The 15,682-nt window shown below is 60.7% G+C and carries 11 protein-coding genes; 2 read left to right on the top strand and 9 right to left on the bottom strand.

Translation table 11 applies throughout. The features are described 5' to 3' along the window. Positions 1-113 precede the first annotated feature (113 nt). From F8N49_RS16725 to gloB, 9 genes are all read right to left on the bottom strand, one after another. Positions 114-3,236 carry a hypothetical protein gene (locus tag F8N49_RS16725; RefSeq protein WP_151551931.1) on the bottom strand — a complete coding sequence of 1,041 codons (3,123 nt, stop codon included), beginning with the start codon at positions 3,234-3,236 and terminating at the stop codon, positions 114-116. Positions 3,237-3,386: 150 nt separating this feature from the next. Next, on the bottom strand, positions 3,387-4,181 hold the full coding sequence (fabI, locus tag F8N49_RS16730; protein WP_003202751.1) for an enoyl-ACP reductase FabI: 795 nt from the start codon (positions 4,179-4,181) through the stop codon (positions 3,387-3,389). Between the two features lie 19 nt (positions 4,182-4,200). Beyond that, a complete protein-coding gene (locus F8N49_RS16735; protein WP_039763245.1) occupies positions 4,201-5,811 on the bottom strand; it encodes an ABC transporter ATP-binding protein in 1,611 nt (536 codons plus the stop codon). Position 5,812: 1 nt separating this feature from the next. Beyond that, entirely contained in the window at positions 5,813-6,832 is a 1,020-nt protein-coding gene (locus F8N49_RS16740; protein WP_151551932.1) for an ABC transporter permease, read from the bottom strand. Between the two features lies 1 nt (position 6,833). Continuing rightward, positions 6,834-7,907, bottom strand: coding sequence for a microcin C ABC transporter permease YejB (locus F8N49_RS16745; RefSeq protein WP_016774154.1), 1,074 nt, complete (start codon positions 7,905-7,907; stop codon positions 6,834-6,836). 4 nt (positions 7,908-7,911) lie between these two features. Further along, complete coding sequence (locus F8N49_RS16750) at positions 7,912-9,753, bottom strand: extracellular solute-binding protein (RefSeq protein WP_122746952.1); 1,842 nt, start codon at positions 9,751-9,753, stop codon at positions 7,912-7,914. Then, the gene (locus tag F8N49_RS16755; RefSeq protein WP_151551933.1) at positions 9,750-11,582 is read right to left on the bottom strand and encodes an extracellular solute-binding protein; all 1,833 of its coding nucleotides are present in this window, start codon (positions 11,580-11,582) and stop codon (positions 9,750-9,752) included. The genes F8N49_RS16750 and F8N49_RS16755 overlap by 4 nt, the downstream gene beginning before the upstream one ends. 334 nt (positions 11,583-11,916) lie before the next feature. Next, a complete protein-coding gene (locus F8N49_RS16760; protein ID WP_016774157.1) occupies positions 11,917-13,380 on the bottom strand; it encodes a transglycosylase SLT domain-containing protein in 1,464 nt (487 codons plus the stop codon). 99 nt (positions 13,381-13,479) lie between these two features. Continuing rightward, on the bottom strand, positions 13,480-14,247 hold the full coding sequence (gene gloB, locus F8N49_RS16765) for a hydroxyacylglutathione hydrolase (RefSeq protein WP_122750756.1): 768 nt from the start codon (positions 14,245-14,247) through the stop codon (positions 13,480-13,482). 66 nt (positions 14,248-14,313) lie between these two features. Between gloB and F8N49_RS16770 the strand changes: the two genes are divergently transcribed. Beyond that, complete coding sequence (locus F8N49_RS16770; protein ID WP_024012492.1) at positions 14,314-15,072, top strand: class I SAM-dependent methyltransferase; 759 nt, start codon at positions 14,314-14,316, stop codon at positions 15,070-15,072. Positions 15,073-15,162: 90 nt separating this feature from the next. Next, complete coding sequence (rnhA, locus tag F8N49_RS16775; protein WP_007910572.1) at positions 15,163-15,633, top strand: ribonuclease HI; 471 nt, start codon at positions 15,163-15,165, stop codon at positions 15,631-15,633. Positions 15,634-15,682 lie beyond the last annotated feature (49 nt).

Genomic DNA, 15,682 nt, shown 5'->3' on the forward strand with positions numbered 1-15,682 from the left:
CTCGCTCCCACAGGTTTCGATGGCGCGGAGGATTTTTCAGTTCAGCACCATCTCTGTGGGAGCGAGCCTGCTCGCGAAGGCGTCAGCCGATTCATCGCCGGATTCGCCAGTGCTCAGCGCTTGGGCGGGCTCAGCTTCTGGTAAAACGCCAGCCATTTCTCGTGACTGGCCGCGGCATCCTCGAGTTCGGGCATGCGCAACGCGTCTTGCAAGGCTTTCGCTTCATAAGCATCGAACAGATGCCGGACGGCGGTGCTGGCAATGGCGTTGACTCTGTTGGAGGCGAAGGTATCGGGCACGGCGGTGCGTGCCTGTTGCGCCAGTGGGTCGCCCTCAATATCGAGGCGAGTAATGAACGCCTTGCAGGTGGCGTTCAAGCGAGGCTGCGAGCCGTTTTTATAGGCTTCGGCGTCGAGGGGCAGCGTTTTCGCCGCTTCTTTCGCCACCGATGGTTTGAGTAATGCAATGTCGATATCGCGACGCAGCACCACTTCATCTCTGCTGGTGAAAATCTCGAAGACTCTGGTTGGCCGCCCATGCAGCAGTGCCAATATGCCAAACGGCGCCGTGCCGGCCTTGGCAAGTTTGTCGGTGGCTGCCGATACTGGCCGCAGCGCGAGCAATTCCAGCGTGTTGTCTTCGAGGTCGAGCCGTTGCGCCAACGGCAGCCGGCAGAACGCCTCCTTGAGAATCGCGACATGCGCGTCCTTCATATGCTTGAGGCGCGCCGCGAGTGCTGCATGAAAAGCGCTTGCCACGTTGTTCAGTCTGGGCAGCGAGGCAATCATCGATGGCAGTTGCAATTGTGCATTGCTCGATTGCCATCCCTGCATGTCACCCGTTAGCTTGCCGGCGATGTGTAATTGGCTCAGGGAATAATGTGGCCCGGTTGTATCCGCGTCCGAGGCTGGAACAAACAGTGCCTTCTCTGTCAGGTGTGGGGAAGCAGCGAAGATCTTGCGCAGATCGGCGAGGGCAATAGTGGCGGGAGTGGGCGGTGACGCCTGGAAGGCCCGGCGGTAAAAATCGTAAATCAGACGATTGTGGTTGCGAAAGAGCAGATCGGCTTGCTTGAGCGTGGCGGCGTCATAGACCGTGACTTGAAAATCGGCATCGCGCTGGATCAGCCCTCGTGCAACCGCCCAGTCCACTACAACCGAGGCACACGGCTCCTCGCGCAGAAACTTGTAGAAATCAGCCGGCGCCGGGCCCTTCGTCAGCTCGCGCAATTGCTCGTAGGTCATCAAGCGCGCCGCGCCCGGCAGGCGTCTTTCGATATACAGCACGACCTGTTTCAGCCTCACCCAGCGCAGGCAACTCATATAAGGCAGTGATCGAGGAATGCCCCGGAGGAGAAACTCCGGCGAGATGCCGGACAATAACAGGTGGGTCGCCAATGTCTTGTTCTTGACCAGTGCGAGTTGGGGTTGCCGGTCGATGAACCGGCGCACTTCGTCATAACTGTCGCCCCAGAAATCACTGCCCTCCAGACGCTGGGCGACGATTCGGTTTATATCCTCACCGGCGCTCGGTTCCAGGTTGAGAATCAATGCAGCGAGCAACAGCCGTTCGCGGTTGGTGGCCAGAAGGCGTTTTTTGTGAGACGGCGCTCCGAGGTTCTTCACCAACTGATTGCCCAGCGTCCGTGCGCGCGACGTGATCAGGATACGACTGATCAGGTAGTCGGCTTTTGCCTTGAGGGTATTGAGCGGCAGACTGGTGTCGACCCCTTCACTGAGGTAGTCGATCAGTGGCGGCGAGTCTTCGGGCAAAAAAGCCTGAGTGGTGTCGATGATGCTCTGACGTTGCTGCGAGGTGAACCGCTCGGTCTTCGTCCAGGGTTGACCCAGCAGATACCACTGATTCATGTGCCCGGGACGCATGTGCAGATTGATCTTGTCCCATTTCGCCAGGGAGAGGGCTTGCTCGACAGTTTTTGGCAACGGTAGCTCGTAGAAACGCAACATTTGCCCGAGAGTGACTTTACCGCTCGAGCGCAGGGCGCCGCCGGCTTCGCCTGCCTGAGCTTTAAGCTGGTCGCGATGAAGTTTCAGATCGGAATGTTTTTCCACCTCAGTCGTCAGGTTGACCCAGCCTTTGGCGCTGGCCGTGCCGACATGGCCGGACTCGGTCACCAGCAATTGACTGTCGGCGGGTAACCCGTGCTGTTGCAAGATGGCTTGAAAATCCGCATTGGAGCTGAATATCTGCAAGCGCTCCTGGCCCAGCGCCATCTGCACCGCGAGCGTGGAATCCGGATGGGGCTCGCTGAATTCCTCGTAATCGATTCTGGCTTTGGGTGCCTTGTTCCAGCTCAAAACTTCCAGGCGTCGCACAATATGCCGGACGTCCTCCAGATCGCCGAAGTCTTCGCGATAGCTGCGGATAGGGGTGCCGGTCTGCACGTAGTCACTGACGTAGGGCAGCTCAGGCCAACTGTGCTGTCGCAGGCGTTGCGCAAGCGCTTTGGCTTGTCCCGCATCTTCCGGCAGCGCAAATTCATAGCGACGCAGCAGCTCGCCCAATTTCAGGCGCGGGCCTCTGACAGGAGCGGAAACAGAGGCCGAAGCAAGCGTTACCGGCGTATCGAGAAAGCCTCGTTGCTCGAACGGATCGCTCGCCAGCAACACCGCATCGATCTGATCGGCGATCGCCCGAAAGTCCTCCAGTTGCGCGTTGCGTTCCTTCACCACAGCCGACGTGCTGTGGCCGTTCTCATCGATGGCAGCCAGCCCGCTTTTCTTCAGTTCGGTGAGGATGACGCGGGCCTGAATCTGGTTTTGCGGTTCCGGGTAACCGTAGAACGCCAGCACCACTTGCCGTGGAAAGCGATACAGCGGGTTGGCGGACTTGCCGCCGATATAAGGCAGGCCCAACCCGGCAGGGTCGATGCGTTGGGAAATCGATTGCAGCATCGGCGCCACCTGCCACCAGCCAGAGTCGTCCTCCAGGGTGAAGGTGCGTACGTCGGAGGTGCCATTCGCTGGTGTGCGCGCTTGCAGAATGTCGCCTTTGATTTGCAAGGTATCCAGGTCGATGTGAAAGCCACTGGCCCAGTCGAGAAACTCAGGGCGTTCGAGGGCGGTCCAGTAAAGCTCCATCCATTCGCGCAGCAGGCATGGACGAGGAACCTCCAGCGTGCGCGCCGGCGTGGCGGCGGTGACCACCGGTACGGCGGTCAATTCTGCGATGAGATTGTGGATCAGCGTCTGTTCATGTACCGGTGTGTCGTTCATCTGCGCCTCCCTGGCGGCTGATAAGCATCAAGCGGCGAGTATCAAAGGCAGGGCAGGGTCGGTGGCGGTACATATGTAGTGCGGCGACCTTTTCTGCTGGCATAAAAAAACCCGCCGGATCGGGCGGGTTTTTTAACGGCTACAGGAAGATCACTCTTCGATGTTGCCCATCGCGGTGGTGTTGAAGCCGCCGTCGACGTACATGATTTCACCGCTGATGCCCGACGCCAGGTCGGAGCACAGGAAGGCGCCGGCGTTGCCGACTTCTTCGATGGTGACGTTGCGGCGCAGCGGAGTCTGCGCTTCGTTGGCAGCCAGCATCTTGCGGAAGTTCTTGATGCCGGAAGCAGCCAGGGTGCGGATCGGGCCAGCCGATACGCAGTTGACGCGGGTGCCGTCCGGACCGAGGGAACCGGCCAGGTAACGGACGCCGGCTTCCAGCGAAGCCTTGGCCATGCCCATCACGTTGTAGTTCGGCATGGTGCGCTCGGCGCCCAGGTACGACAGGGTCAGCAGGCTGCCGTTGCGGCCTTTCATCATTTCGCGGCCGGCTTTGGCCAGGGCCACGAAGCTGTAGGCGCTGATGTCGTGAGCGATGCGGAAACCTTCACGGGTAGTGGCTTCGGTGAAGTCGCCGTCCAGTTGGTCGCCCGGGGCGAAGCCGACGGAGTGGACGATGCAGTCCAGGCCGTCCCACTTCTTGCTCAGCTCTTCGAAGACCTTGGCGATTTCTTCATCGCTGGCCACGTCGCACGGGAAGCACAGCTCAGGGCTCGAACCCCAGCCTTGTGCGAATTCTTCGACGCGACCCTTGAGTTTGTCGTTCTGATAAGTGAAGGCAAGCTCAGCGCCCTCGCGATGCATGGCGGCAGCGATGCCGGATGCGATGGACAGCTTGCTGGCGACACCGACGATCAGTACGCGCTTACCGGCGAGAAAACCCATGTGTTGCTCCTCTTTCAGGTTATTGCGCAGTGGCTGGTGCCAGAAAAGCGGCTTCCAGCAACTGCTGTGTATACGGATGTTGGGGGGCGGCAAAAATACTTTGCGCGTCTCCCTGTTCGACCACTTGGCCATGCTTGACCACCATCAGCTGGTGGCTCAGCGCTTTGACGACAGCCAGGTCATGGCTGATGAACAAATACGTCAGGTTGTACTTGGCTTGCAGTGAACGCAACAGCTCCACCACTTGCCGCTGCACCGTGCGGTCGAGCGCCGAAGTCGGCTCGTCCAGCAGGATCAGCGCCGGTTTCAGCACCAAGGCCCGGGCAATGGCGATTCGCTGCCGTTGCCCTCCGGAAAATTCGTGGGGGTAGCGGTGCCGGGTTTCCGGATCCAGACCTACCTCCTTCAATGCCGCAATGATCGCCGCTTCCTGTTCGGTCGCGGTGCCCATCTTGTGTATCCGCAGGCCTTCACCAACGATGTCATTGACGCACATGCGCGGGCTCAGGCTGCCAAACGGGTCCTGAAACACCACCTGCATCTCCCGCCGCAGCGGGCGAACCTCACTCTGCGTCAGGCAGTCTAGCTGCTTGCCTTCAAAGCGGATCGCGCCTTTGCTGCCGATCAGCCGCAAAATCGCCAGACCGAGGGTGGATTTGCCGGAACCGCTTTCGCCGACGATCCCCAGGGTCTGACCCTGCGGCAGGCTGAAATTGATGCCGTCCACTGCCTTGACGTAATCCACCGTGCGCTTGAGCAGGCCTTTCTTGATCGGGAACCAGACTTTGAGGTCCTCGACTTCGAGCAGCGGCGCGCCGATTTCATTGCTCGCGGGGCCGCCGCTGGGCTCCGCGCCGAGCAATTCCCGAGTGTACGGATGCTGCGGCGAACGGAACAGCTCTGCGCACGATGCCTGTTCGACGATGCAACCGCGCTGCATGACACATACGCGATGCGCAATTCTTCGCACCAGGTTCAAATCGTGACTGATCAGTAACAGCGACATGCCCAATCGAGCCTGAAGATCCTTGAGCAAATCGAGGATTTTCAGCTGAACGGTCACGTCCAGCGCGGTGGTCGGTTCGTCGGCAATCAGCAATTCCGGCTCGTTGGCCAGGGCCATGGCGATCATCACCCGCTGGCGCTGGCCGCCGGACAATTCATGGGGCAGCGCCTTGAGACGCTTGTGCGGCTCGGGAATGCCGACCATCTCCAGCAGCTCCAAAGTGCGCTTGGTCGCCACTTTGCCACTCAGGCCCTTGTGGATGCCGAGCACTTCGTTGATTTGCTTTTCGATCGAATGCAGCGGATTGAGCGAGGTCATCGGCTCCTGAAAGATCATCGCGATGCGGTTGCCACGAATATGACGGATGGTCTTCTCGCTCAAATCCAGCAGGTTCTGCCCGGCGTAATTGATGCTGCCGGCCGGATGCCGCGCCATGGGGTAGGGCAACAGGCGCAGGATCGAATGCGCCGTGACCGATTTGCCCGAGCCCGATTCGCCGACCAGTGCCAGGGTCTCGCCGCGCTTGATGTCGAAGCTCACGCCCTCGACCACGCGGTGGACGCGCTCGCCGAAACCGAATTCGACGGCGAGGTCGCGCACTTCGATCAGATTGTCCTGATTCATTTCACTTCCTCGGGTCGAAGGCATCGCGAGCGGACTCGCCGATAAACACCAGCAGACTCAACATCAGCGCCAGCACGGCAAACGCGCTCATGCCCAGCCACGGCGCCTGCAAATTGGATTTGCCTTGCGCGACCAGTTCGCCCAGCGACGGACTGCCGGCCGGCAAGCCGAAGCCGAGGAAGTCCAGTGCGGTCAGGGTGCCGATGGCGCCGGTGAGGATGAACGGCATGAAAGTCATGGTCGAGACCATGGCGTTGGGCAGGATATGACGGAACATGATCGCGCCGTTCTGCATGCCCAGCGCGCGGGCGGCGCGCACGTATTCCAGATTGCGCCCGCGCAGGAACTCGGCGCGCACCACATCGACCAGGCTCATCCACGAGAACAGCAGCATGATGCCCAGCAGCCACCAGAAATTCGGCTGGACGAAACTGGCGAGGATGATCAACAGATACAGCACCGGCAGCCCCGACCAGATCTCCAGAAAACGTTGCCCGGCGAGATCGACCCAGCCGCCGTAGAACCCCTGTAGCGCCCCGGCAATCACGCCGATGATCGAGCTCAGCACGGTCAGCGTCAGCGCAAACAACACGGAAATGCGGAAACCGTAGATCACCCGCGCCAACACGTCGCGGCCCTGATCGTCGGTGCCCAGCAGGTTGTCCGCCGAGGGTGGCGCCGGGGCCGGGACTTTCAGGTCGTAGTTGATGCTCTGGTAGGTGTAGGGGATCGGCGCCCACAGAATCCACGCGTCCTTGGCCTTGAGCAGCTCACGGATGTACGGACTCTTGTAGTTGGCTTCCAGCGGGAATTCGCCGCCGAACGCGGTTTCCGGGTAGCGCTTGATCGCCGGGAAATACCAGTTGTTGTCGTAATGCACGACCAGTGGCTTGTCGTTGGCAATCAGCTCGGCGCCCAGACTCAGGCCGAACAGGATCAGAAACAGCCACAGCGACCACCAGCCACGCTTGTTGGCCTTGAACAGTTCGAAGCGCCGGCGGTTGAGAGGGGACAGGTTCATCTCAATGCTCCCGGCTGGCGAAGTCGATACGCGGATCGACAAAGGTGTAGGTCAGGTCGCCGATCAGTTTCACCACCAGCCCGAGCAAGGTGAAGATGAACAAGGTGCCGAATACCACAGGGTAATCGCGATTGATCGCCGCTTCGAAACTCATCAGGCCAAGGCCGTCGAGGGAAAAAATCACTTCCACCAGCAGGGAACCGGTGAAGAAAATGCCGATGAACGCCGAAGGAAAACCGGCAATCACCAGCAGCATGGCATTGCGGAATACATGCCCGTAGAGCACGCGATGGCGGGTCAGACCCTTGGCCTTGGCGGTGACCACGTACTGCTTGTTGATCTCGTCGAGAAAGCTGTTCTTGGTCAGCAGGGTCATGGTCGCGAAGTTGCCGATCACCAGCGCCGTCACTGGCAATGCCAGGTGCCAGAAGTAATCGAGGATCTTGCCGCCCAGGCTCAGCTCATCGAAGTTGTTCGAAGTCAGCCCGCGCAGGGGGAACCAGTCCAGATAACTGCCGCCGGCAAATACCACGATCAGCAGGATCGCAAACAGAAACGCCGGGATCGCATAGCCGACGATGATCGCCGAGCTGGTCCAGACATCGAAGTGGCTGCCGTGCCGCGTGGCCTTGGCGATGCCCAGCGGGATCGACACCAGGTACATGATCAGCGTGCTCCACAGCCCCAGCGAGATCGACACCGGCATCTTTTCCTTGATCAGGTCGATGACCTTGGCGTCGCGGAAGAAACTGTCGCCGAAATCCAGCTGCGCGTAGTTCTTGACCATGATCCACAGGCGTTCCGGGGCCGATTTGTCGAACCCGTACATGTGCTCGATTTCCTTGATCAGCGCCGGGTCCAGCCCCTGCGCGCCACGGTAGGACGAGCCGGCCACCGCCACTTCGGCACCGCCGCCGGCAATCCGGCTGGTGGCGCCTTCGAAGCCTTCGAGCTTGGCGATCATCTGCTCGACCGGCCCGCCGGGCGCGGCCTGAATGATCACGAAGTTGATCAGCAGGATGCCGAACAGGGTCGGGATGATCAGCAGCAGTCGCCGAAAGATATACGCCAGCATCTGATTACTCCGTGCCCGCAGGGTCGGCTTGCAGTTGGGTTTCGACTTCTACGGCAGGCTTGGCGTCAGGCTTGACCCACCAAGTGTTGATGCCAATGTCGTACTTGGGCGAGGTTTTCGGGTGGCCTATATGATTCCAGTAAGCCACGCGCCAGCTCTTGATGTGCCAGTTCGGCACCACGTAGTAGCCCCATTGCAGCACTCGGTCCAAGGCACGAGCGTGGGCCACCAGGCTTTTGCGCGAGTCGGCGTTGATCAGGCTTTCCACCAGTTGGTCAACGGTCGGATCCTTCAGACCCATGCTGTTGCGGCTGCTCGGCTTGTCGGCGGCGGCGCTCATCCAGTATTCGCGCTGCTCGTTGCCCGGCGAGTTGGACTGGGGAAAGCTGCCGACCATCATGTCGAAATCCCGCGAGCGCACGCGGTTGATGTACTGCGAGACGTCGACGCGGCGGATCACCAGATCGATGCCGAGGTCGCTGAGGTTGCGCTTGAACGGCAGCAGCACGCGTTCGAATTCGGTCTGGGCGAGGAGGAATTCGATCACCACCGGTTTGCCCGTGGCGTCGACCATTTTGTCATCGACGATTTTCCAGCCGGCCTCTTGCAGCAGTTGATAGGCCTCGCGCTGCTGGGTGCGGATCATGCCGCTGGCGTCGGTCTTGGGATTTTCGAAGGCTTCGCTGAATACCTGAGCCGGCAGTTTGCTGCGGAACGGTTCGAGGATCGTCCGTTGCTCGGCGTCGGGCAGGCCGGTGGCGGCCATTTCCGAGTTCTCGAAGTAACTGCGGGTGCGCACGTAGGCGCCGTTGAACAATTGCTTGTTGGTCCATTCGAAGTCGAACAGCAGCCCCAGCGCCTGACGCACACGCACATCCTGGAACACCGGGCGGCGCAGGTTGAAGACGAAGCCCTGCATGCCGGTCGGGTTGCTGTTGGGGATCAGTTCCTTGATCAAACGCCCCTCGGTGACCGCCGGAACGTTATAGGCGCTGGCCCAGTTCTTCGCGGTCATCTCCAGCCAATAATCGAACTGCCCGGCCTTCAGCGCTTCGAGGGCGACGGTGTTGTCGCGGTAATAGTCGGTGGTCATCGTGTCGAAGTTGTAGAAGCCACGGTTGACCGGCAAGTCCTTGCCCCAGTAATCCTTGACCCGCTCGTAACGTACCGAACGGCCGGCCTTCACTTGGGTGACCTTGTACGGGCCGCTGCCCAATGGGATTTCCAGATTGCCCTTGTTGAAGTCGCGGCTGGCCCACCAGTGTTTCGGCAGGACCGGCAACTGGCCGAGGATCAGCGGCAGCTCGCGGTTGTTGCTGTGTTTGAACTTGAACAAGACCTTCAGCGGGTCTTCGGCGATGGCTTCGGAAACGTCGTTGTAGTAGCCGCGAAACATCGGCGAGCCTTCCTTGGTCAGCGTCTCGAAGCTGAACACCACGTCTTCGGCGCGCACCGGGTGGCCGTCATGGAAGCGTGCTTCCGGGCGCAGGTAGAAGCGCACCCAACTGTTGTCGTCGGCTTTTTCGATCTTGCTGGCAATCAGGCCGTACTCGGTGAACGGCTCGTCGAGACTATGTTTGGTCAGGGTGTCGTAGATCTGGCCGATGTCATCGGCGGGCACGCCTTTGTTGATGAACGGGTTGAGGCTGTCGAAGCCACCGAAGCCGGCCTGACGGAATACGCCGCCCTTGGGCGCATCAGGGTTCACGTAGTCGAAATGCTTGAAATCGGCCGGGTATTTCGGCGGCTCGTTGTACAGGGTCACGGCGTGTTGCGGGGCGGCCCAGGCCAGCCCGGCGAACAGCAAGCCGCCGGCCTGCACGAGCAGGGTGCGAACAGCGTTCATCGATCTTTCTCCGAAGACTTCAGCCACCATGCGCTCAGGCCCAGGGTGTAGGGCGGCGTGGTGACAAAGGCCAACCGGTTGCGGTAGGCCAGACGGTGATAATTGAGGTACCAGTTGGGAATGCTGTAGTGCTCCCAGAGCAGCACGCGGTCGAGCGCCTTGCCGGCAGCGACCTGCTCGTCGCGGGTGCGCGCGGCGAGCAATTGTTCGAGCAGGTGATCGACCACCGGGTTGGCGATGCCCGCGTAATTCTTGCTGCCCTTGACGTTCACCTGGCTGGAGTGGAAGTACTGCCACTGCTCAAGGCCCGGGCTCAGGGTCTGGCCGAGGGTCATCGAGATCATGTCGAAATCGAATTGGTCGAGGCGCTGTTTGTACTGGGCGCGATCGACGGTACGCAGGCGCGCGTCGATGCCGATGCTGTTGAGATTCTCGATGTACGGCTGATAGAGCCGCTCCAGGCTCGGATTGACCAGCAGCAGCTCGAAACGCAGCGGTTGGCCGTCTTTGTTTTGCAGGCGCTGGCCGTGGAGCTTCCAACCGGCCTCGGCGAGCAGGGCGAGGGCTTTACGCATGGTCTCGCGCGGGATGCCACGGCCGTCGGTTTTCGGCAGGGTGAACGGCTCGGTGAACAGCCGGGCTGGCAACTGCTCCTTGTAAGGCTTGAGCATCAGCCATTCATGCCCGACCGGCAAACCCGAGGCGCTGAATTCACTGTTGGGGTAGTAGCTGGTGGTGCGTTTATAGGCATCGCTGAACAGCGCGCGGTTGGTCCATTCGAAATCGAACATCAGGCCCAACGCTTCGCGCGTCCTGACATCGGCGAAGGTCGCGCGGCGGCTGTTCATGAACAGGCCCTGAGTCTGGGTCGGGATCTGATGCGGGATCTGCACCTTGATCACTTCGCCACGACGTACAGCAGGGAAGTTGTAACCGTTGACCCAGTTCTTCGCCTGATGCTCGATGTAGATGTCGAACTCACCGGCCTTGAACGCTTCGAAGGCGACATCGCTGTCGCGGTAGAACTCGACTTCCATGCGATCGAAATTGTACTTGCCGCGATTGACCGCTAAGTCCTTGCCCCAGTAATCCTTGACCAGCTCGAAAATCAGCTGCCGACCCGGCGTGACCGACGTGATGCGGTACGGCCCGCTACCCAGCGGCGGTTCGAAGGTGGTGGCTTTGAAGTCGCGGTCTTTCCAGTAATGCTGCGGCAGCACCGGCAACTCGCCCAGGCGCAGGATCAGCAGCGGATTGCCCGAGCGCTTGAACACGAAACGAATGCGCTGCTTGTTGAGAATGTCGACCCGCAGCACTTCCTGCAGGGCCGTGCGATACAGCGGATGACCGTCCTTGAGCAGCGTTCGATAGGAGAACGCCACGTCGTAGGCGGTGACAGGCGCGCCGTCGTGAAAGCGCGCTTCGGGGCGCAAATTGAAGACGACCCAGCTGCGATCTTCGCTGTACTCCACCGATTGTGCGATCAACCCGTAACTCGACGCGGGTTCGTCGCCGGACGGCGAATACTGCCCGGTGCCAACCATCAGCGGCTCGTTGAGCTCGTTGATGCCGTACTGGAGAAAATTGGCGGTGGTGATCGGGCTGGTGCCCTTGAAAGTGTACGGATTGACCGTATCGAAGGTGCCGAACGCCATCACCCGCAACGTACCGCCCTTGGGCGCTTGCGGGTTGACCCAGTCGAAGTGGGTAAATCTGGCCGGGTACTTGAGCGTGCCGAACTGCGCATAACCGTGACTTTCGGTAATCGTCGCGCTTGCGGGTGAGCTCAAGGCCAGGCTGATCAGGAGCAGGGATAGGGCACGCTTCAAGTCAGATCCGATCCAGCGGCTTGGGCTTTGTGGGCCGTACAGTAACAGCTTGTCTGGACAGGAAAAAGATGCGGGTTAATGCCGGGTTAATCGTTTGCGCGAAGAGCCCCTCACCCTAACCCTCTCCCGGAGGGAGAGGGGACTGATCGTGGTGTCTGGGCGAATTGCACCGAGGTGCGATACCGAGTCGAAGTCAGTTTCTGAAAAGCCCCCGATCGGCTCCCTTTCCCCCTCTCCCCCCTGGGGGAGAGGGCTGGGGTGAGGGGGGTGGATCTAAAGCACACCACAAAAACTTCATCCAAAAAAAGCCCCTGAAATATCAGGGGCTCTTCAATCAGTGCGGCTGATAAACCGTAAGCATCTGCCCCGGCTTCAACGCCTTGCCCGCACCCGGGTTCCAGCGCTTGAGATGTTGCATCTCGACGTTGAAGCGCTTGGCCACCACATACAGGGTGTCGCCACGCTTGACCTTGTACCGGGTCTGCTGCTTGCTCTCGTCCTTGCCTTTGCTCTTGGTATTCGCCGCGACCACGGTGTTGACCCGGCCGGACTTGCGCGCCGGTGCACGCTTGGTGTTGTCCTGCATGACCAGGGTCTGGCCGACCTTGAGGTTCTTGCCGGTCAGCTTGTTCCAGCGCTGCAGATCCTTGACTTCGACCTTGTTGGCCTTGGCGATGGAGCCGAGGTTGTCGCCACGCTTGACCCGATAAGCACGTTTGAGCTGTGCCACTTCCGACGGATCGGCGCCTTCGAACACCGGTTTCAGCGAGCGCGGGCTGATCAGTTCGTCCGGGCGCATGGTCTGCAGACTGGCGGTCAGCAGTTGCGCCTTGGACGTCGGCACCAGCAAATGCTGCGGACCGTCGATGGTGGTGCGCTGTTTGAACGCCGGGTTGAGCTGGAACAGTTCGTCTTCATCGATGTTCGCCACCGCAGCGACCTTGGACAGGTCCATGCGCTGGTTGATTTCGACGACCTGGAAGTACGGCTCGTTGGCGATCGGGTTGAGGTTGACGCCGTAGGCTTCAGGCGCCAGTACCACTTGCGACAGTGCCAGCAACTTCGGCACATAGGCCTGGGTTTCCGCCGGCAGCGGCAGGTTCCAGTAGTCGGTGGGCAGGCCAAGCTTTTCGTTGCGTTCGATCGCGCGGCTGACAGTGCCTTCACCGGCGTTGTAGGCTGCCAGCGCCAGCAGCCAGTCGCCGTTGAACATGTCGTGCAGGCGGGTCAGGTAATCCATCGCTGCCGTGGTCGAAGCGGTGATGTCGCGACGGCCGTCGTAGAAACGCGTCTGGCGCAGGTTGAAGTAACGCCCGGTGGACGGAATGAACTGCCACAGGCCCACCGCATCGGCGCGGGAATAGGCCATCGGGTTGTACGCGCTCTCGATCACTGGCAGCAGGGCCAGTTCCAACGGCATGTTGCGTTCTTCGAGGCGTTCGACGATGTAATGAATGTAGAGGCTGCCGCGTTCGCCGGCATTCTCGAGAAAAGAGGGATTACTGGCGAACCACAGGCGCTGTTGCTCGATGCGCGGATTGACGCCAAGGCCTTCCTGCAACTGGAAGCCCTGGCGCATGCGTTCCCAGATGTCCTGGGGCGCCACGGGAGTGGGCTTCTCGGTCAGCCAGATCGGCTTCTGCTTGGCTCGCGCAGCAATGTTCGGCGTGTGCGTCGCTTCAGTCTGCGGAGCGTGGCTGGAGCAACCCGCCAGCGTGGCGGACACAGCCACCGCGATGGCTTGCGCCAGGCGGGTCAAAGCATCTGAATTGACGGACTTACGTATGGATGACGACATTGGCTGGAAGTAAGTTCCGGGCAAAAATGTCGGGCGATTCTAGAAAGCGCACCCCCTGCGGTCAACCATTGAGAATTTTTGTCCCGGCCGGCGCGGTCGTCAGAACTTGTCTTTCCATGCCCGCAGAGCCGCAAATACCTCGCTCGGCTCCCGGTTTTGAGCGCCTTCCCGTTCGTCCACTTTTTGTGTAACCAATGTTTCAGAAGTGCGTAAAAACGGATTGGTAAGCTTTTCCAGGGCCAAAGTCGACGGCAATGTCATCACGCCGTTCTGCCGTTGCTGCGTGACCTTTTCCAGACGGGCGGCGACTTCCGGATTGCCCGGCTCGACGGCGGCGGCAAATTTCAGATTGCTCAAGGTGTATTCGTGGGTGCAGTACACCAGCGTATCTTCCGGCAGGGCCGCGAGACGGCTGAGCGAGTGGTACATCTGCTCGGGTGTGCCTTCGAATAGTCGCCCACAACCGGCGGCGAACAGGGTGTCGCCGCAGAACAGCAGGCCATGATGGTAATAGGCGATGTGCCCCAGGGTGTGACCGGGCACCGCGTAGACGTCGAAGTCCCAGCCGAGCACGCTGACGCTGTCGTTGTCCTTGAGCGCTATGTCACGCGCCGGAATGCTTTCGCTGGCCGGGCCGTAGACCTTGGCACCGGTCGCGGCTTTCAGGCGCTCGACGCCGCCGACATGGTCATGGTGATGGTGAGTGATCAGAATATCGCTGAGCACCCAGCCCGGATGCGCATCGAGCCACGCCTGCACCGGGGCGGCGTCGCCCGGATCGACCACCGCACAGCGCTGGGTCTGATGATCCTGTAACAACCAGATGTAGTTGTCGGTGAACGCGGGCAGGGCACTGATCTGTATCATCGTCGGAATTCGCCAAGCGGAAAACATTGGCGCATCTTAGTAGTTCCTGGCGCGTTGGAGAATGACATGACCGATAAAGCGTTCGCTCAGGCCGATCCCGACTGGCTGGCATTGATCAGCGCCGCCCGCGAATGGCTGTCGGGGCCGCTCGGGCAATTTCTGCTGGATGAAGAGCGGCGCATGCTCGACGACGAGCTCGGCCGGTTCTTCGGCGGTTATCTTGTGCATTACGGCCCGTCCGCCGAAACCCCGCCGGCCGCGCCGCAAGTGCAGCGCAACGTGCGTCTTGGCGCGCCGTTGCCCGGGGTCGAGATCGTCTGCGAAGAGCAGGCCTGGCCGTTGAGCGAGCACGCCGCCGACGTGGTGGTGATGCAGCATGGCCTGGATTTTTGCCTGTCGCCCCACGGTTTGCTGCGTGAAGCGGCGAGCAGCGTGCGCCCCGGCGGGCATCTGCTGATCATCGGCATCAACCCCTGGAGCACTTGGGGGCTGCGGCATTTCTTCGCCAATGATGCCCTGCGCAAGGCGCGCTGCATCTCGCCGTCGCGGGTCGCCGACTGGCTCAATCTGCTGGGCTTCGCGCTGGAGAAACGCCGCTTCGGGTGCTATCGTCCGCCGCTCGCGTCGGCCAAGTGGCAGCACCGCCTGGCCGGCTGGGAACGCAAGGCCGGTGACTGGCAGCTGTCCGGCGGTGGCTTCTATCTGCTGGTGGCGCGCAAGATCGTGGTGGGGCTCCGGCCATTGCGCCAGGAACGCCGCGAGCCGATGGGCAAGCTGATTCCGCTGCCGATGGCCAAGGTCAACCGCCGCCGCATCGAACCGTAAATCTTCTTTTATTTGTGGCCGGGCTTGTCCCGGCCGCGGTCATTGTCGATCCGTGATTGGCAGGACAGGCATTTTTCTGGAAAGACTGGCATGAGCGAAAGCGTGGAAAGCGTCGACACCGTAGAACTGTTCACCGACGGTGCCTGCAAGGGCAACCCCGGCCCCGGCGGCTGGGGCGCGCTGCTGGTGTGCAAGGGCGTCGAAAAGGAACTGTGGGGCGGCGAGGCCAACACCACCAACAACCGCATGGAGCTGCTCGGCGCGATTCGTGGTCTCGAAGCGCTCAAGCGCCCCTGCGAAGTGCTGCTGGTCACCGACTCGCAATACGTGATGAAAGGCATCAACGAGTGGATGGCCAACTGGAAGAAGCGCGGCTGGAAAACCGCCGCGAAAGAGCCGGTAAAGAATGCCGACCTGTGGAAAGAGCTGGACGAGCAGGTCAATCGCCACAAAGTCACCTGGAAATGGGTGCGCGGGCACATTGGTCATCATGGTAACGAGCGGGCTGACCAACTGGCTAACCGTGGAGTGGATGAAGTTCGCGGTTACAAGCAGAGCTGATTTCGCTTTCTAATCGTGGTGTGGCAATTCGCGAGCAGGCTCGCTCCCA

Source organism: Pseudomonas sp. GXM4, assembly GCF_008923895.1.
Classification (GTDB): domain Bacteria; phylum Pseudomonadota; class Gammaproteobacteria; order Pseudomonadales; family Pseudomonadaceae; genus Aquipseudomonas; species Aquipseudomonas atacamensis.